General features: G+C 56.0%; 17 protein-coding genes. 8 read left to right on the top strand and 9 right to left on the bottom strand.

Features of this window, described 5'->3' with window-relative positions:
• Nucleotides 1-22: 22 nt before the first annotated feature.
• On the bottom strand, nt 23-1675 hold the full coding sequence (locus PEL01S_RS20165) for a stalk domain-containing protein (protein ID WP_239551372.1): 1653 nt from the start codon (nt 1673-1675) through the stop codon (nt 23-25).
• Between the two features lie 237 nt (nt 1676-1912).
• Here PEL01S_RS20165 and PEL01S_RS20160 point away from each other — a divergent pair, with 237 nt between their 5' ends.
• The 4 genes from PEL01S_RS20160 to PEL01S_RS20145 all read left to right on the top strand — a co-directional run bounded on the left by PEL01S_RS20160 (nt 1913) and on the right by PEL01S_RS20145 (nt 5663).
• Nucleotides 1913-2938 (top strand): ABC transporter substrate-binding protein, encoded by a 1026-nt coding sequence (locus PEL01S_RS20160; protein WP_127461579.1) that lies wholly within the window; start codon nt 1913-1915, stop codon nt 2936-2938.
• Between the two features lie 61 nt (nt 2939-2999).
• The gene (locus PEL01S_RS20155) at nt 3000-4049 is read left to right on the top strand and encodes a FecCD family ABC transporter permease (protein WP_127461578.1); all 1050 of its coding nucleotides are present in this window, start codon (nt 3000-3002) and stop codon (nt 4047-4049) included.
• On the top strand, nt 4046-5059 hold the full coding sequence (locus PEL01S_RS20150; protein ID WP_127461577.1) for a FecCD family ABC transporter permease: 1014 nt from the start codon (nt 4046-4048) through the stop codon (nt 5057-5059). The genes PEL01S_RS20155 and PEL01S_RS20150 overlap by 4 nt, the downstream gene beginning before the upstream one ends.
• 37 nt (nt 5060-5096) lie before the next feature.
• Nucleotides 5097-5663, top strand: a complete 567-nt coding sequence (locus PEL01S_RS20145) for a DJ-1/PfpI family protein (RefSeq protein ID WP_127461576.1) — start codon at nt 5097-5099, stop codon at nt 5661-5663.
• 47 nt (nt 5664-5710) lie between these two features.
• On the opposite strand, the gene PEL01S_RS20140 is transcribed toward PEL01S_RS20145, so the two are convergent.
• Nucleotides 5711-6556: a DUF5643 domain-containing protein gene (locus PEL01S_RS20140; protein ID WP_127461575.1), complete on the bottom strand. Its 846-nt coding sequence runs from the start codon at nt 6554-6556 to the stop codon at nt 5711-5713.
• A 198-nt stretch (nt 6557-6754) separates the two neighbouring features.
• Between PEL01S_RS20140 and PEL01S_RS20135 the strand changes: the two genes are divergently transcribed.
• Nucleotides 6755-7834 (top strand): copper amine oxidase N-terminal domain-containing protein, encoded by a 1080-nt coding sequence (locus tag PEL01S_RS20135; RefSeq protein ID WP_127461574.1) that lies wholly within the window; start codon nt 6755-6757, stop codon nt 7832-7834.
• Nucleotides 7835-7906: 72 nt separating this feature from the next.
• Here the strand turns inward: PEL01S_RS20135 and PEL01S_RS20130 are convergent, their stop codons facing one another.
• From PEL01S_RS20130 to PEL01S_RS20110, 5 genes are all read right to left on the bottom strand, one after another.
• Nucleotides 7907-8125, bottom strand: a complete 219-nt coding sequence (locus PEL01S_RS20130; protein WP_127461573.1) for a helix-turn-helix domain-containing protein — start codon at nt 8123-8125, stop codon at nt 7907-7909.
• A gap of 323 nt (nt 8126-8448) precedes the next feature.
• Nucleotides 8449-10014, bottom strand: a complete 1566-nt coding sequence (locus PEL01S_RS20125) for a hypothetical protein (protein WP_127461572.1) — start codon at nt 10012-10014, stop codon at nt 8449-8451.
• Nucleotides 10008-10571 (bottom strand): RNA polymerase sigma factor, encoded by a 564-nt coding sequence (locus tag PEL01S_RS20120; RefSeq protein WP_063179193.1) that lies wholly within the window; start codon nt 10569-10571, stop codon nt 10008-10010. The genes PEL01S_RS20125 and PEL01S_RS20120 overlap by 7 nt, the downstream gene beginning before the upstream one ends.
• An 89-nt stretch (nt 10572-10660) precedes the next feature.
• Complete coding sequence (locus tag PEL01S_RS20115; protein ID WP_063179195.1) at nt 10661-11527, bottom strand: polysaccharide deacetylase family protein; 867 nt, start codon at nt 11525-11527, stop codon at nt 10661-10663.
• 262 nt (nt 11528-11789) lie between these two features.
• Entirely contained in the window at nt 11790-12689 is a 900-nt protein-coding gene (locus tag PEL01S_RS20110; RefSeq protein WP_063179199.1) for a polysaccharide deacetylase family protein, read from the bottom strand.
• A 188-nt stretch (nt 12690-12877) separates the two neighbouring features.
• Here PEL01S_RS20110 and PEL01S_RS20105 point away from each other — a divergent pair, with 188 nt between their 5' ends.
• Nucleotides 12878-13747 carry a GNAT family N-acetyltransferase gene (locus PEL01S_RS20105; protein WP_163768047.1) on the top strand — a complete coding sequence of 290 codons (870 nt, stop codon included), beginning with the start codon at nt 12878-12880 and terminating at the stop codon, nt 13745-13747.
• A gap of 56 nt (nt 13748-13803) precedes the next feature.
• Nucleotides 13804-14907, top strand: coding sequence for a GIY-YIG nuclease family protein (locus tag PEL01S_RS20100; protein ID WP_127461570.1), 1104 nt, complete (start codon nt 13804-13806; stop codon nt 14905-14907).
• A 69-nt stretch (nt 14908-14976) separates the two neighbouring features.
• Here PEL01S_RS20100 and PEL01S_RS20095 read toward each other — a convergent pair whose 3' ends face one another.
• Together PEL01S_RS20095 and PEL01S_RS20090 are read right to left on the bottom strand one after the other, a co-directional pair.
• Entirely contained in the window at nt 14977-15558 is a 582-nt protein-coding gene (locus PEL01S_RS20095; protein WP_127461569.1) for a hypothetical protein, read from the bottom strand.
• Between the two features lie 15 nt (nt 15559-15573).
• Nucleotides 15574-16104 (bottom strand): P-loop NTPase family protein, encoded by a 531-nt coding sequence (locus PEL01S_RS20090; RefSeq protein ID WP_063179208.1) that lies wholly within the window; start codon nt 16102-16104, stop codon nt 15574-15576.
• Between the two features lie 210 nt (nt 16105-16314).
• Here PEL01S_RS20090 and PEL01S_RS20085 point away from each other — a divergent pair, with 210 nt between their 5' ends.
• A complete protein-coding gene (locus PEL01S_RS20085; protein WP_127461568.1) occupies nt 16315-16743 on the top strand; it encodes an Rrf2 family transcriptional regulator in 429 nt (142 codons plus the stop codon).
• Nucleotides 16744-16790 lie beyond the last annotated feature (47 nt).

Raw genomic sequence — 16790 nt, 5'->3', positions numbered from 1 at the left:
TGGCTCTGACAGGGTCGCCCCATCAGTAAGTAATCATAACCGTCCGCGTAGCTTCGGCGTAATCTACTTTGGCCCCCAGCACTTCGGCCAGCAGGCGGACTGGGACCATCGTGTTGTCGCCAACCAGTCGGGCAGGCGTATCGGTTTGCCGCAGGTCGCCGTTCACTTCGTAGGCGTTTCTCGTCGTGTATAGCGTGACCTTAAGCGTTCCTTTCGTATACACCGCCGCGCGCTGCTGCTCGTCCCATTCCACGTTCGCACCGAGCGCCGCGGCCAGATCGCGGATATACAAGTACGAGGAGCCGTCGACGATGACCGGCGTCCGCTGCATCGGGAAGGAGACGCCGTCGACCGTATAGCTGCTATCATCCAGCCCGAAGCTGGCTTTACGCTGAGTCGGCAGCACGGTGACCGCCTGTTTGAGGTAATCGGACGCATTGCGGTGCAGCTTCGTTTTTCCGAGCTGCGGCAGCGGCTCCGTCGTGAAATTCCATTCTTTCGACTCGGTCGTCGTGGTGCCGTCTTTTTTGGTCACCTGCAGGCTCAGCTTGACGAGATAAGTCTGATCCGCTTGCAGCGGCTTGCGCGGTAGCACGATAACGGCATTGGCCAATTTGTCGTCGTTTTCGGGCGAATTCGCGAACAAGTCGATTTTCTGCTTGGCGTTATCGGTCAGTTCGGCGCTCAGCAGCTTGATTTTGTCCACATTTTCACCGAAATATTGGGCCATGATCGGGTAGCCGACGGGGTAATTGCCGTCTGTATGCATACGCAGCGGGTCCGGGGCTTCGTTCCCGTCAAAGGACGTCGGCACATACCGCTCCCCGTCCGCCGGCGAGACGACGATCGGCGAATTTTCGCTTGATCCGAAACCGAATTCGATGATCGTGTAATCGCCTATTTTAGCAATACCGACTTCTTTGGCATCCGGATTTAAGAAAGGGGAACGATGATACGGCGCGTCGAACAGTACGTCGACCGTCTCACCGATCGATCCCACGTGATACGCGGCGTCTTCCCCGAGCTTGGCCGAATACCCGTAGTAAGCGGCGCGTTCCCGCGGCGATTGGCCGAAAAATCCGGGTTTGTTCAGGTTCTGATTGTGCAAGCTCTCCGCGCTTTTATCGTCTTGGGCGATTTTATTCGCATCCAAATATTTTGCATGCGCCTTCGCCATTGCGAGAAGCCGATCGTTCATTTGAAGCTGGGGAAGTCCGTACAGCACCCGGTAGTCGTTAATGGCGGCGAGTCCGGCCAGATCCTCCGGAGCAGGGGCTTCGAAACGGCTGATCGCGTCTTTCGCTACGGTAAACGACCACGATTGCTCGATAGGCTTATAGCCGGGATAGGTGATCGACATTTGCACGGTGTAATTTCCGGGCGCAAGGTCTTTGTCGGGCGTGTAGGTGAATGTCCCTTTGTCATGGTCGTAACTGGCAGGCACGCTCTGCCCGTTCAGCGTCATGGTGTAAGACGAAGGCGCAAAGGTCAAATCGGTATCGAAATAAAACGTGAGATTCGGCTTGGTGACGCCGACGGTTCCTTTGGGAGCCGCCTCGTAAGAATAGGAGGACGCTTGCGCTTGGGGTACCGGAATTGTAAGACCGATACACCATAGCATCAGCGCCAAGGATAGGAGCATCAGAGATTTGCCCAGACGGGCGGTTGAATTCAAGGGAAATACCTCCTTACTAAATGTATGTTAGGGGTGTGGGCTTCCTCTCTTAAACTATTCGGCGTTTGCAGGGGAAACCCTTTTTCGAAAAAATTTCCAGACCACAGCGGGCGCGAAGTGCGGGGAGGAAAAGTTACGGGAATTTATATGATAATGATAATCATTGTCACTATAACGATGATTTGCTATAATGAGTGCCGACCGGAAGATTATACCTACGCAAAGGGGATACATAACGTGAAACTTCTTAAGTCACTTTTTCTGATTGCTACTGTCGCCTTGATCAGCGCCTTGCTGTTTGGCTGCTCCAAGGAAGGCACGCCGGATAAGCCGGCCGAAGCCAAATCCGCTTCAACGGAGACGAAATCCGCATCGGCCGAGACGAAAAACGCAGGCTCCGCTGCCGTGATAACCATCAAGCATGACCTTGGCGAAACGCCGGTTCCAAGCTCTCCGCAGAAGATTGTCGTGCTGGAGCTGGGCTTCATTGACGCGCTGCTGGATGTCGGCGTGAAGCCGGCCGGCGTCGCCGACGACAATAAACCGAACCTGATCGCTGCTGAGGTGCTGAAAAAAATCGAGGGCTACACCCCGGTAGGCACCCGCGCGCAGCCCAGCCTGGAGAAGATCAAAATGCTGCAGCCCGATCTGATTATTGCGGACACGGACCGGCATAAAAATGTGTATGCGGAATTGTCCAAAATCGCGCCGACGATCGCCTTGAAAAACTTGAACGCCGATTACGACGATACGCTGAAGACGGCGCTTACGGTCGCCGACGCTGTCGGGAAACGCAGCGAGATGGAGAAGGTGATCGAAGCTCACAAGACCAAGCTCAAAGCGCTGCAGGCCAAGGCGCCGCAAGGGAAGCCGAGCGTGCTGCTCATCGGCAATACGAACAACGAAATCGCCGTACGCAGTCCGGAATTTTTCGCCTCGCAGCTGCTGACGCAATTCGGGTATACGTATGCGTTGAAGGATGCTTCGAAATACGCGTCTACTTCGACGAACGCCAATTTGACACTTGAGCAGCTTCTTGAGATCGATCCTGACACGATCGTACTGATGTCCGCCGAGAGCGACAAGCGTGACAAAGAGGGTGGCCGGCCTATCGAGAAAGACCCGCTGTGGAAGGACCTCAAGGCGGTGAAGAACAAGCAGGTATACGAGGTGGACCGGTACGCTTGGTCGCTCCGCCGCAGTGTGCAGGGGGCGAATGTGATGATCGACCAGGCGGATAAGCTGCTATTCGCAGCCAAATGACCTTGGCCTCATACGCTTGGTACAAGTTCGGCAGATTCGATAGCGAAGGGGTCGGGTACTAGTGGATTATTCCGTACAGCCGCATACGGAAACAAGAGCGGTCCGCAGACGCGCGGCCCGGATCGCTCTGGTAGCCGCAGCCGGTTTCGTGCTGCTGACGGTGGCGCTCTTGCTGTCCGTTGCCGTAGGCTCGACGTCGATGCCGATCTCGTCCGTTCTGACCGCGCTGCTTCACGAGGACGGGTCGCGGACACACAGTATTATCCGGAACATCCGGATTCCCCGCACGGTTGTCACGGCGCTTGTCGGGGCGAATCTGGCCGTCGCGGGCGCATTGATGCAAGCCGTGACGCGCAATCCGCTTGCTTCGCCGGGCGTCTTCGGGATCAACGCCGGGGCATCGGTGGCGGTCGTCTTTGTGGCCGTCACGTATCCGTTTGTGACGGGCGGATATACGGTGGCAGCCGCTTTCGCAGGGGGAGCCGCAGCGGCGGTTGTCGTCTTCGCGATGGCTTCCGCCTTTAAAGGAGCTCATATGGAGGTCAACCTGGCGCTGACGGGAGTGGCCATCCAAGCGATCCTGTCGGCGGCGACGCAGGCACTGCTGATTTTCAACGAAACGAAAACCGATAGCGTGCTGTTCTGGCTCGCAGGATCGGTGTCAGGGAGGAGGTGGGAGCATGTCCAAACGCTCCTCTGGTGGGGCGTTCCCGCGCTTGCCGTCGCCTTCGCGCTCGGGCGCTCGGCCTCCATCCTCAACTTGGGCGAAGACATGGCCCGGGGACTGGGCCAGCGTGTCTGGAAGACCCGGAGCAAGATCACGCTTGTTGTGATCTTGCTGGCCGGCGTGTCCGTAGCCGTCGCCGGTCCGATCGGCTTTGTCGGGCTGATCGTGCCGCATATCGCGCGTTATTTGACCGGCGCGGACTATCGGGCGGTGATCCCGCTGTCCGCTCTACTCGGGGCGGTGCTGCTGCTGCTCGCGGACCTCGCCTCCCGCTTCGTGCTGTTTCCGTATGAGACGCCGGTTGGCGTCGTCACGGCGCTGATCGGCACGCCGTATTTTATTTATTTGGCCCGCCGCAGGCGCAAGGAGGGGAACGACGAATGAACGGACAGCATGCTCCGGTTGCGGCAGGCAGACGGCGAAACGCCGGCGTCCTCGGCCTGCTGGCGCTCGCGACCCTGCTTCTTGCCATAGCCAATATCGGCATCGGGGATGCAAAGCTCGGGATCGGGCCGATCCTGGCGTCGCTCGTCGGCCAAGGCGACCCGAACACGGCTTCGATCATTTTCGACTACCGGCTCCCGCGCATCGCGCTGGCGCTGCTGGCCGGCGCCGGTCTGGCCGTCGCGGGCGTCATCGCCCAAGGCGTCATGCGCAATCCGCTCGCCGCTCCCGATACGCTCGGCATTACAGGAGGCGCGGGGCTGGCTGCGGTCGTCGTGACGCTGCTGCTGCCGCTGTCAGCGCCCTCCGCGCTCATGGCAGCGGCCTTCGGCGGCGGTATTGCCGCCGCATTTGCCGTGTATTTGCTTGCTTATCGCAGAGGCGTCGCTCCCGTCCGGCTGGCGCTGGTGGGGGTGGCCGTCAGCGCGTTTTGCTCCTCGGGCATTCACCTGCTGGTGTCGCGGGCGACGCCCAACGTGAACACGGCGCTCATCTGGCTCAGCGGAAGCTTGTGGGGCAGGTCATGGGACCAGGTGCTGCAAGTGCTGCCTTGGATGCTGCTTCTTATTCCGCTCGCCTGGCTGCTGGCCGTTCATTTGGACGTGATCCGCCTCGGCGACCCGGTCGCCCTTGGACTCGGCGTCAAAGTCGAGCTTCTGCGGGCGTCTCTGCTGGCGATGGCCGTCGCGCTGACCGGTTCGGCCGTAGCCGTGGTGGGCACGATCGGGTTCGTTGGACTGATTGTGCCGCATGCCGCCAGGCAGCTTGTCGGGGGACGCCATCGCATCTTGATCCCCACGGCGGCGCTCCTTGGCGGGCTGCTCGTTCTCGTCGCGGACGCGCTCGGCCGGGGACCTGTGCCGCCGATGGAAATTCCGGCCGGACTGGTCGTTTCGGCCGTCGGCGGTCCTTATTTTCTTTACTTGCTTTGGCGTCAGTCGAAGCGATGAGAGCTATTCTACTTTATGAGGGGAAGGGGAGAGTCGCATGAAAATTGCCTTGGTTATTTTTGATCGGTTTACCGATCTGGATTTGTTTCTTCCGTGGGATTTGTTGAATCGTGTCCGTTCCGTCGCGGGCGTGGAGGATTGGCAGGTGAAGATCGTAGGGACCAAGGATACGCACGTATCCGATGCCGGGCTGCCGATCCAGACGATGGGGACGATCGACGAACTGCAAGAGATGGACGCGGTCCTCTTTACAAGCGGGGTACTGGTCCCGGAGCTGATTCAAGACACAGAGTATATGGCCCGCCTCAAGCTGGCTCCGGACAGGCAGTGGATCGGTTCGATGTGCTCGGGGGCGCTCATTTTGGCGGCGTTAGGCTTGTTGGATGGTAAAGAAGCGACGACGTATCCGACCCGAAGGAAAATGCTGGAGAAGATGAACGTGAAGGTGGTCGCCCAAGATTTCGTCAGCGACGGAAGAATCGCGACCGCTGCCGGCTGCCTGGCCGCCCAACAGTTGGCGGAATGGGTCATCGCGTCCGCGATCAGCCCGAAGGTCGCTGCACAAGTATTGAGAACGATTCAGCCGGTTGGCAAAGGACTGTAGCATAAAAACAACCCGCGCGGATCGTAACTCCTCGCGGGTTGTTGTCGTTATTGCGGAAGCTGAACTTTCATCTCCAGTTCCTTCAGGAACGTCACTGGCGTCATGCGCTTGGTCAGCACCTCAAGCTGGGCTGTCGGGTCCACGGCCGGAAATTCCAGCTCGTATTGGTAGACGCCGTCCTCTACGCTAACCAATTCCGTGCGGGTATAGTCAAGCCGCTTCCCGTTTTGTACCAGCCAAGTGCCCGTCTTCTGAACGGATGCCGTTTCTCCGGCGATCGCCAGTTTCAGAACAGTTTTATCCTTGCCGAAGTCCACGCCGGTTACCGACATGCTGCCGATTTTGCCTTGATCGAGCGTTAGCGGATACTGACCGGTCAATGGCGCGGTCACATTTGCTTTTTCCGAGAACATCGTGCTTGTATCGTCATACCAGGCTCCTACATATGGCCTAATGGTCAGCTCCTTGGGCTTGCCCTGCAATGGCTTCACATTTTCGGTATAGTGGGGCACGAAAGAGCCATCCGGCTGCTCCTGTCCTTGCTCTTTGGCTTTTTCGTACTCGTAGATCCATCCGTTGTCGTCCGTCACCACATAACGCATGTCCATGAGCTGTTCATCGACTTCTTTCGCAATCCCATTCGGGACGTGGCGGGCCAAGACAAATTCGGTCGTCTCCGGTGAGGCCGACAGCGACTTCAACGTGAACGTGGCCCCGCCGTACTGCTTCTGGATGGCCGGGTTCAGCTTGAAGGTTTCTGCGTCTTGAGTGGCAACTGGCACTGCGGCGGTTTGGTTTGCGGAAACGGCGGTTGCATCGGCCCGAACGGCCAGCGGTGCGAGTCCTCCTAATAATACGGCTGCGCTTAATACGGCAATGGTTGTTTTTTTCATTGTGGTTTGCTCCTCCTCTTTTTGGGTCGTACACCTTATAGGCGAACGAACCGGCGGCTTGGTTCATGGGTGAACCGAATTCGATTTTGTTTCGCCTTAAGATAAGGAGGTGTTTTCGTCCGGCCCAAGCGGCGATGATTCGGGGCGAAAACTAAGCACCGCCGCAATCCCTTATATGGAAAGATGGAGGATATGATGATGTTGAACAAACGAAAATGGATGTCCGCAGGACTAGGTCTCGCATTGCTTGCCATGGCGCTGCCTCTTAACGGAGCGACGGCTGCCCCGGCAGGAGCCGGAACCGGCGCATTGACCCTTGAGCAGGTCGCCAAGGAAATCGAAGGGAAGAAGCCGAGCCTGTTTTACTTGGAATGGAAGCAGACGTCCACGTTCGAAAATGGAACGAGCAAGGTTGTGTCATACAAGCAATGGGAGGATGTGCCGAATGCCCGGTACCGCTCGGAGATCAACTATGACGGAAGCGGCAAAACGATGAGCACTTCGATCATCAACGGAGATGACGGAGTTTTCATCACGGAAGGGAAAACAAGCGGAGTAAAGTTGAAGGGGATGGAATGGGACGGCTTCTCCAGAATGTCCAAGCAAAAACTTAAGTCACTGTTAGAATATAACGAAGCTCCGGTTTTTAAAGGAGAAGAAACGCTCCTTGGCCGGGCCGCCTATCACCTGTCGGGTGCAAGCAAGCCATTGAATCGAAAATTTACGGATGCCCAAGGGATCGAGAGAGTAGAAAACGGGGTCATCCCGGCCAGTGAGCAATGGTTCGACAAAGAAACCGGCATATTGCTGAAAGAAACCACAACCGATCCGCGTGGCGGCGGCAGCGAGAGTATCGTAACGTCGGTTGATTTCACGCCGGTATTCGGCAGCGATACGTTCAGTTTCGAAGCGTCCACAGGCGGCACCGACGCCATTAAGGTAACGATTGACGGTACCGCGCAAAGCTTCGAGCAGCCGCCGGTTATCGTCGAAGGCAGCACGCTTGTGCCGCTAAGGGCGATTTTTGAAAAGCTGGGCGCCACGATCGATTGGAACGAAAAGGAGCAGTCCGTGACCGCCAAGAAAGGAACGACGACGGTGTATTTGAAAATCGGCGATAAACGTGTCACGGTCGGCGGTTCGGCCAAATCGCTGGAAGTGCCGGCGCAGATCGTGAACGGCCATACGATGGTCCCGGTCCGCTTCATCGGCGAAGCGCTGGGAGCGGAAGTGAAGTGGGAGCCTTCGTCCCAAACGGTTATTATTACGAATAAATAACGGGATAAAATAAATTAAACCTTGGTTTGGGTCACGGTTGGTCGTGCCCGAATCAAGGTTTTTTTACATCCGCTAGTGTCTTTCCGGATCATTGGACCGGCCAACGAGATAATCCAGACTAACGTTGAAATAATCTGCAAGAGCAAGAAGACCTTCATAATCCGGCCGTCTGTTGCCCAACTCATAATGGCTGATTGAACGAACGGAAACCCCGAGGATTTGGGCGAGTTCCTCTCGTTTGACCTGATTTTGCTCGCGTAGTTCTTTTAATCGTTCGGCAATGGTAGGCATAAGGTTCTCCATAGTGCTAATACAAGTCATAGTAATGATTGTGCATGAAAATGAACTGTTAAATATACTTTAAACGATTTGGATATTACAGACAATTTAATCAAATCACCGTACGTTGGATCATGCCGGAGGAAACCTACGAGAGCCGGATCGCCGATATATGGGGTTTTGTGCGGGGCAACCGTAATGCTGCTATTTCCCCAAAAAAACACCCCGTGCCTTGACCGCATCATGCCGGCGTGATTCCGTCATGAACGCGTTCAAAACACGGGGAACTTCAAACAAAGCGACGATGGTGCCAAGTATTCGCAAGGTTACGACTGCTACTTTCTAATTTCAAACGTGATCTCTTTTTGCAGCGGGATCGGGTTGGCGTTGCGCAGCATCGTAATTTCGTAAGAGTCCTGCTCGGGCGTCATGATGCCTGCTTCAAAATAGTCGTCCTCTGGCCGCTCGGACCGCGGCACCCCGTCGATTAACGCAACGCCGGGATGCGGCTCGTACAATTCATACAATTCCGGGGTGTTCTGGATTTTCTCCTGATAAGCTTTGTTGAGGTCCTGAGGAATGCCGAACTGGATGCCCAAGCGGACGTCTTCCGGACGATCCTTCTTGATTTTGAGCCACAGGTACCCCTTTTTATAAGAGGTCCCGACGATCGTAAATTGTTTATCCTTAAAGCGTACCGTTTTCGGCAGCTTTTCGCCGGGCGAGAGCGTGAATGAGGCGCTCGGCGTTTTTTCGGTAAGCTCGAAGCCGTTCAGGTGCAAGGTTAGCCGCTTCACGGACGGGTCGAAATAGGGCGAAGACATGAACTCCATCTTGTTGCCGTCCCAATCGCCAGGCCGAGCAAGGCTATCATACATTTTCTGCGGACTATCCACATGTAACGGGTATTTGTTCCCCTTGTCATCGGTAAGATAAGGGTCGAATTTACGCTCATAATCGCCAGTCTGCCTAAACTCCAAATAGTGGTTTGCGCCCTGCTGGATCTTCACATCAAGTTGCGTATTCGTAGGCGTAATCTTGACCTGATCCAAGGCAAACGACGGAAGATCCGGGTCCCCGGCCACCTCAACCTGTTGATGAAGCGGAACAACAAGGTCTTCACGCCATTGCGACTTGTCGAACGGCACGCTGATCTCGGACAAGAACTCCGCATTTTGTTGTCCCGGTTGAACCTTGGATACGTCGAACCGCAGCTCCTTCGGGTTCTTATTCATAAAATCCTGGACTTGCTGCGGCGTCAGGGTGAAGCTGTGAGTTCCGGCATAAATAGGCTCCTTGGTTGAATCGTCGGACATAATGATGCCCCCGCTGCCTCCGCCCCTAATTTCATTAAAGTCTTCGATACTGAACAAATAATTCGTTGTGTTTCTCCAGTCTACGTCCCAATAGCCGTTATCTCGTTTGAACGCGTTTTTCTTAATCTCGTCGGACTTGACGAACGTTTTGTAGGAAAGCTTATCGCCGGTCAAATAAACATCGCTGATACCGATGGTGACGTCGCCGAACTGCTTCACGACGGGCTCGGCCGGTTCATAACCATAGGAGCGCGCATTGCGGACGCCGTCATAGCCCCGTACTTCATCCAGCCAGCTTAACACGCCGGAGAAGCCCGGAAGGCCCTTTACCATATTGGCGAACGTCGGGGAAACCTGCGCCGCGCCGACTGAAGCGACTACGGCCAAGGCACAGGCGGCGGCAATGGTGAAGCGTGCCTTCCTGCTGCGCTGCCGGATCGGCCTGCGGGCCGGGATAGCAGGCAGCGATTCCGCCATGTTCGGAACGTCCTTTGCGAATTGAAGCAGCGATGCCGGGACAGGAAGCTCTTGAAGCGATTGGCTGAGCTCTTCTTTGACTTGTTTATCGCGTACCGATTTCAACATTCCATCACCTGCTTTGGATTAGGTTGCATCATTTTTTCGTTCAATTTCAAGCGGGCGGCATGCAGCCGCGATTTGATCGTGCCCTTCTTCACGTCGAGCACATCGGCGATTTCGTCAAGCGACAGCTCCTGATAATAGTACAAAATGACGACTGTCCGGTGGTTGATGTCCAGCGACATCACCGATTCCAGCAGCTCGTGGCCCGCTTCCTTGCGGATGAGCGCGTCGATCGGGGAGGCTTGCTCGTCCGGGACTTCAATCTCCTCCAGATCGCCGGTCCGGCTGGCCAATTTCGAACGTTGCCTGGCCAGATCGAGCGCGCGGCAGGCGGTCAAATGATTGAACCAGCTCTTGAAATTGCGAATATTTTTGCCGTTCATAATGGCTTGATATGCTTCGAGCAACGCATTCTGTACCGCATCCTCCGCCAGGTGCGAGGAACGGAGTATCGCGGCCGACGTGCTGTAGACGCGGCTTAACAACGGCTCGACCAGCTTGAAAAAAGCTTCTTTATCTCCGTTCCTGCACTGCTTCATATATAGCTTTTCCTGATCCATTTACGTCACCTTCCTGACTTCCTCTACCTTATAGGCGAACGAAACGGGGCTTCGGTTCATTGATTCCGCAAAAAAGTTTTGCTCCTTCTTTAATGATACTTGCTTATCGTCGCGATCAAGGCGTCCGCCGTCATGTACGGCTCGCCCGCATTGATCCGGTACACCAGCCGGTCTGCGGCGGTATTGATGCCTTCCTTAATCGTAAACAGCAGCCCGATGCCTGCTTCCTCCGCCGCTTGAAGCGTCTCTTCATTGTACGCCCCGTACGGAAAAGCAAGCAACCTCGAATGATTGCCAAGCTCGGCGCGGAGCCGCTCGTTCATAAACGTCAAGTCGCTGCGAATCCGCCTGCGGTACTCTTCGGCTGACTCGGTCCGATTGCGCTGGGTCAGATAGGCGGGATGGGTCAAGGCCGGCTGCGGCTGGCCGCCGGGGGCGGTATGGAGCATGCGGTGCGAGTCGTAGGTATGGCTGTAAATGCCGTATCCCGCCCGGACCAGCTCCCGCATTTGGTCCCACGTCAGATGCGGCTCCGCATCGGGATGATATGTATCCGACAGCGCTCCGATCATAAAGTTGGATGCGGGAACGCCGTGCTTTTGCAGAATCGGATACGCGCGGGTATAGAACGACTCGTACCCGTCATCGAAGGTGAGGACGACGGCGTTGGCGGGAACGGGTTTTCCTTGCAGGGCGAAGCGGACGTAGTCTTCCATGCCGATGATCTGGTAGCCGTGATCTTTCAGCGCTTTCAGATGAGCGTCGAATTGGACGGTCGAAACTGTTGAGGGCTGCGGAAATCCAGCCGCCTCCGGTTCTTGGACATCGTGGTACAGCAGAACGATAACTTTATTTTCATAATGGGCTTCGACCTCCGACTGCAGCGTGTGCCCGGTCAGCGTGACCCCGGTCAGCAAGAGCAGCAGAAAGGCGAGGCCCGGGATAAGCCTTCTCATGCGTGCCTCCTAAGCTTGATGTGGTGTGCGCACATGATATAGGCGAACGAAAGGGGCAGGCGGTTCAAATGATTCCGATTCCAAAATTACAAAATTATGGGAAAAATTTCATGAGCATCAAGGGGGGCAGAAAGGGGGAAAGCGTCACGTACGCCGTCAAAACGCGGGGAAGCTTCAATAAAAGCGAATGTGCCGGCCGCCGGCAAGGTAAAGACTTTACTGCCGGCTTCCGGACTATCCTCGTTATTTTTAAAGATGGTTATCATTCATTTTTATGATACTTTCTTATCGTCGCGATCAAGGTGTCCGCGGTTATATACGGCTCGCCCGCGTCGATCCGGTGCACCAACCGGTCTGAGGCGGTATTAATGCCTTCGCGGATGGTGAACAGCAGCTCGATGCCTGCTTCCTCCGCCGCTTGCAGCGTTTCTTTATTGTACGCCCCGTACGGAAAAGCGAGCAGCTTCGAACGGTCGCCAAGCTCGGTGCGGAGCCGCTCGTTCATGAAGGTCAAATCGCTGAGAATCCGCTTGCGGAACTCTTCGGCCGATTCTGTCCTTTTCGATTGTGCCAGATAGGCGGGATGTGTCAAGGCCGGCTGCTGCGGGCCTTTCGGCGCTGTATCGACCATGCGGTGCGAATCGTAGGTATGGCTGTAAATGCCATGCCCCGCCTTGACCAGCTCGCGCATCTGGTTCCATGTCAAATACTGTCCCTTTTTGGGATCTCTCTTATCCGTCGGCGCTCCGATCACGAAATTGGATGCGGGAACGCCGTGCTTTTGCAGAATCGGATAGGCGCGGGTATAAAACGATTCGTATCCGTCATCGAAGGTGAGGACGACGGCATTCGGGGGAACCGGTTTCCCTTGCCGGGCGAAGCGGACGTAATCTTCCATGCTGATGACCTGATAGCTGTGGTCTTGCAGAGCCTTCAGATGAGCATCGAATTGTTGTGGCGTGACCGTCAAGAGGCGGGGCATGCCGGCCGCATCCGGTTCTTGGACGTCATGGTACACCAGAACGATCACTTTGCTTTCATAATGGATTTCGGCTTGCGGCTGCCTGGCCGTTGTGATATCAGACAGCTTGAGTGCGGTCAGCAAAAGCAGAAGGGAACCGAGACCCAAGAGGATAGCGATAGTTAAAATAACTCTTTTCATGCGTAATCTCCTATGTGTTGATATGTTGTGCGCACATGGAGTAGACGCGGGAAATGGCTTTGCTGTTCCCTTGAGGGGAAAGGGGATTCCAACATCTTGCAAATCAGGAATCTGTATGAGAATCTAGAGAATAGGGAGGGGAACGTCATGTTCCTCCGCCTAAGTCATACGCAATGGGGGAATCGGCAATGGAGCTGACGGTGAAGCGGCTGTCCGAATGTACGTTGAATCAAGCAATAGAGGCTTGGAACAAAGGATTCGAGGATTACTATGTTCAGATCGTCATGACGATCGATGCGTTCTTGGCGCGAATGGTGGCCGAAAGCTTGTCGGCGGACTATTCCTTTGTCGCGTTTGACGGGGACGAGCCGGTGGGGATCATTCTGAACGGCATCCGTACGACGAACGGCGTCAAGACGGCCTGGAACGGGGGAACAGCCGTTGCCGTGTCGCACCGCAGGCATGGCGTTGCCAGGCAGCTGCTGGAAGCTTCCATCCGGTTGTACCAGGAGGAAGGCGTATCGCTGGCGACGCTCGAAGCATTCAAACAGAACGAAAAGGCGATTGCCTTATACCGGAAAATGGGCTACGAGGTAACCGATCAATTGGTGCTGCTGGAATCGGCGGAGGCTTGGCAGCCGGGAGAGCTTCCGCGCGGGGACTATACGGTCCGCTGGTCCGGCCCGCATGAGGGGGCGAGGCTTCCTTTCTACAACGCCAACTCGGCTTGGCAGACGGGATGGCAGAGCTTGAAGGACGGACATACGGTTATTGCATCCGACTCGGAAGGCCGCCCCGTCGGCTATGCGCTGGTCAAGCGGGCATACGATGCATCCGGCGAGCATGTCTCGACGCTCTTGTACCAATGTGTAACGAGCCCGGACGTCACGGATGCGGGCGGAATCGTCCGGCTCTTGTGCTCGGAAGTGTTTGACGGAGCCGATGCGCTGCGGAAACGGGCGTTTAACTTGTCGAAGACGTCTGTCTGCGCGGAGGTTTTGACGGCGGGAGGGTTTACGGTCGCTGTGGAGCAGGTTAAAATGGACAAAAGCCTCTAAAGGAACTGTGCGGGGGGAGCCTTGCGCGGAACTGCAAGAAAAAGGGGAAGTTTGCGATGCCATTTCAATTCGAAGCGGGCGAATATCCGGAACGCCCGGGCTGCTACATCATGAAAAATGCCGAAGGCCGTATCCTTTACGTCGGCAAAGCTAAAAATTTGCGCAGCCGTCTGCGCTCGTATTTCCAAAACCGGGATCAGCGCAGAGGCATTCGTCAAATGGTGCAGGACATCGCATCCATTGAAGTGGTGCTGGTCAACAACGAGTCGGAAAGTCTGCTGCTGGAGAACAATCTGATCAAAATTCATAAGCCTCCGTACAACCGGGCGCTCAAGCGGGATAACAGCGGGTATGCTTATTTGCAGATGACGGACGAGCGGTTTCCGCGGCTGACCGAATATTACCGCGACCGCAGGCTGCGGACCGCAAGTGGTGAAGGCCGGGATGCTGCTTGGGGAAAGGAACACCGCTTCGGCCCTTACCGGAGCGCCCGCTTCCGCGATGCCGTGCTCGAATTTGTCACGGAGCACTATAAGCTGAGGACGTGCGACAAGCTGCCGAAGCGCGTCTGTCTGCTCTATCACCTTGGCAAGTGCAGCGGCGTATGCGAAGGGAAAATCACGGAGGAAGCATACCGGGAAACGGCGCAGCAGGCGGCCGGTCTGCTTTTGAACCAAGGGGAGAACCTGATCGCCACGATGCGCACCAAGATGAGCGAGTACGCTGAACGTCTGGAATTCGAGAAAGCGGGCAGCATGCTCCACCACCTGCGTATTTTGGAGGAAATGCCGGAGAAGCAGATTGTCGACCGGGAAGGCTCGATCCATCAGGATGTGCTGTATTTCGGCGAGGATCGGGTGCTAATCGCCAAGGTGCAGGAGGGCATGCTGCGGGATTTTCAGATGCATGAACTGGAGCGCGCTTACGATGAGGTCGCTTGCGACCGTTTTTTGGTTAGCCGCTATGGGGAAACCGAGGGGCCGGACGAGCTCATCGTGAACAAAGTAAGCGACCCCGGTTCGGTTCGTGCCGTATTGCGGCGAACGGGAGGCCGGGCGATCAAGATTACGACGCCCAAGCGCGGCTTGAAATACGATTTGCTGCAATTGTGCAAGGACAACTACGAATACCGGATCGGGCGCGACGGGAAGAGGCCGTAAGCGAACGGCAAGCCTAATAAAATAAGCACGGACCGCGGACAAGACGGTACGTGCTTTGTTTGTATTCGCTCAAGCCTCCCACCAGGCCAAATTGATCGCGGATGTAATCGTAAGGCCCGCGACGGAGCTTGACGACGTGACCGTGGCTGACAGAGAGCTTCCCGGAGGGACGACAATGCCGCCGATGAAATTTTGTACGAATGGTCCGGGAGCCAGCTGATAAGAATAAACGGTGGTCCCTCCGGTTACGCCTGATGTGGACGATTGTGCGGTGACGACGCTCGCGGTCGTGCTGTTAAAATTGTTGTTGGTCGGCGTCTGGGACGCAGCCCCCGATAACGTCCCGCCCTTGAACAAAGTCGTGCTTCCGAAGAGCGACGAAAGCAGGGAAGAGCCGCCGATGCTGCCCGTCAACCGGGAAATGTATACGGTCTTGCCGCTATTGGACGGATTGGACAGCAGAAGGGAGAACGTTGCCGACGTCAAGCCCAGCACGACCAAAGCCGAAGCGGAGCCGGTCAGACTGAACAAGCTTCCGGCGCTTCCGGCGCTCGTCTCTGGCGGAGCAGAGATGTCGGGCGTTTGGACGGTGTTGGTCATTTGCACGTAAACCGGATCGTTTTTATAGTCGAAAACGTTATCGTTCGTCATCCCCGCACCTCCGAATCAGTACTCCCACCAGTTGATATTGGCGGAGGCTGTAGCCGAACCGAGTCCGACGCTGACAGTGATGGAATTTCCGGGCGGCACGACGATTCGCCCGCCAAGCTCCAAGACGAACGATCCGGCCGATAAAACTAATGTCAGAATGGCGACCGGACTCCCGCTTACGGTTCCGGCCAGGCTTTGTGCGGTCATCACCGATACCGTAGTGCTGCCGAAGTTCAAGTTCACCGGCGTCACGGCGGAACCGGCAACCGTTGCGTTCTTGAGCACATTGACGGTTGTACCTGCAATCGAGGAGCTTCCGGCGATGCGCGAGACGTACATCGTTTTACCGCTGTTGGACGGATTGGACACCTGCAGAATAGCATTCTGCGCAGCCGTGATCGACGAAGAGAAGTTGGCGGCGAACAGAATACCCGCCATAGCTGCTCCGCCTTCCGGCGACGAGTCGATACCGGGGGTGGAGAACGTATTGACCTGCTGGGTAAATAGCGGCCCGTTTGAACGGTTAAATACGCTGTAATTTGGCATAATTTCGTGCCTCCCGCCTTCCGGCCTGCAGGCAAACGTGCTTAATTCGTCTGCAGACCCTAAACCTGCTGTATCAGTATATGCGAAAACGTTGTGCAGGTTATGGGGAAAGGGCTTGCCCTTCAATTACTTTTAAGGGTTGACAAACCGAGTAATTGTAACTACAATGGTTACAGGTGATGGATTTTGACAGAGAGGAGAGGATATGAATTGTCGATCAGCAGTCGTTTTGCCGTAGCGATTCACATCTTGGCTCTCCTCGATATCAATAAGGAAGGCCGGAACACGTCGGAATTTATCGCGGGCAGCGTCAACACGAACCCGGTGGTGATCCGCCGTGTGATCGGACTGCTCGGCAAAGCCGGGCTGGTGCATACGAGTCCTGGCGTCGGTGGCGCATCGCTGGCCCGACAGCCCCAGGACATCAACCTTCTGGAAGTTTATCGCGCCGTACAGAACGACCCGCCGGGGGAGCTGTTCGCGGCGCACGATAAGCCGAATCCGAAATGCCCGGTCGGGCAAAATATTCAAGGCACGCTGGACACCGTCTTCAGACGGGCGGAGTCGGCCATGGAGAACGAGTTGGCGAAAGTTACGCTGGATCAGATTGTGTTCGATTTGGTGCGGGGTGACCGGTAACCCTTTTTTTTGCCATAACCTGTAACTGACATGGTTACATGTGAATG

The organism is Paenibacillus elgii NBRC 100335 (assembly GCF_004000865.1).
GTDB lineage: Bacteria > Bacillota > Bacilli > Paenibacillales > NBRC-103111 > Paenibacillus_G > Paenibacillus_G elgii.
The sequence above is the reverse complement of the archived record's forward strand: the minus strand, read 5'-3'. Positions and strand labels throughout refer to the sequence as shown.

Bases quoted from the DNA above. Each gene is read 5' to 3' on its own strand.
- PEL01S_RS20150 (WP_127461577.1), top strand. From the start codon at position 4,046: ATGAACGGACAGCATGCTCCGGTTGCGGCAGGCAGACGGCGAAACGCC.
- PEL01S_RS20145 (WP_127461576.1), top strand. From the start codon at position 5,097: ATGAAAATTGCCTTGGTTATTTTTGATCGGTTTACCGATCTGGATTTG.
- PEL01S_RS20140 (WP_127461575.1), bottom strand. From the start codon at position 6,556: ATGAAAAAAACAACCATTGCCGTATTAAGCGCAGCCGTATTATTAGGA.
- PEL01S_RS20135 (WP_127461574.1), top strand. From the start codon at position 6,755: ATGTTGAACAAACGAAAATGGATGTCCGCAGGACTAGGTCTCGCATTG.
- PEL01S_RS20130 (WP_127461573.1), bottom strand. From the start codon at position 8,125: ATGCCTACCATTGCCGAACGATTAAAAGAACTACGCGAGCAAAATCAG.
- PEL01S_RS20125 (WP_127461572.1), bottom strand. From the start codon at position 10,014: ATGTTGAAATCGGTACGCGATAAACAAGTCAAAGAAGAGCTCAGCCAA.
- PEL01S_RS20120 (WP_063179193.1), bottom strand. From the start codon at position 10,571: ATGGATCAGGAAAAGCTATATATGAAGCAGTGCAGGAACGGAGATAAA.
- PEL01S_RS20115 (WP_063179195.1), bottom strand. From the start codon at position 11,527: ATGAGAAGGCTTATCCCGGGCCTCGCCTTTCTGCTGCTCTTGCTGACC.
- PEL01S_RS20110 (WP_063179199.1), bottom strand. From the start codon at position 12,689: ATGAAAAGAGTTATTTTAACTATCGCTATCCTCTTGGGTCTCGGTTCC.
- PEL01S_RS20105 (WP_163768047.1), top strand. From the start codon at position 12,878: ATGGAGCTGACGGTGAAGCGGCTGTCCGAATGTACGTTGAATCAAGCA.
- PEL01S_RS20100 (WP_127461570.1), top strand. From the start codon at position 13,804: ATGCCATTTCAATTCGAAGCGGGCGAATATCCGGAACGCCCGGGCTGC.
- PEL01S_RS20095 (WP_127461569.1), bottom strand. From the start codon at position 15,558: ATGACGAACGATAACGTTTTCGACTATAAAAACGATCCGGTTTACGTG.
- PEL01S_RS20090 (WP_063179208.1), bottom strand. From the start codon at position 16,104: ATGCCAAATTACAGCGTATTTAACCGTTCAAACGGGCCGCTATTTACC.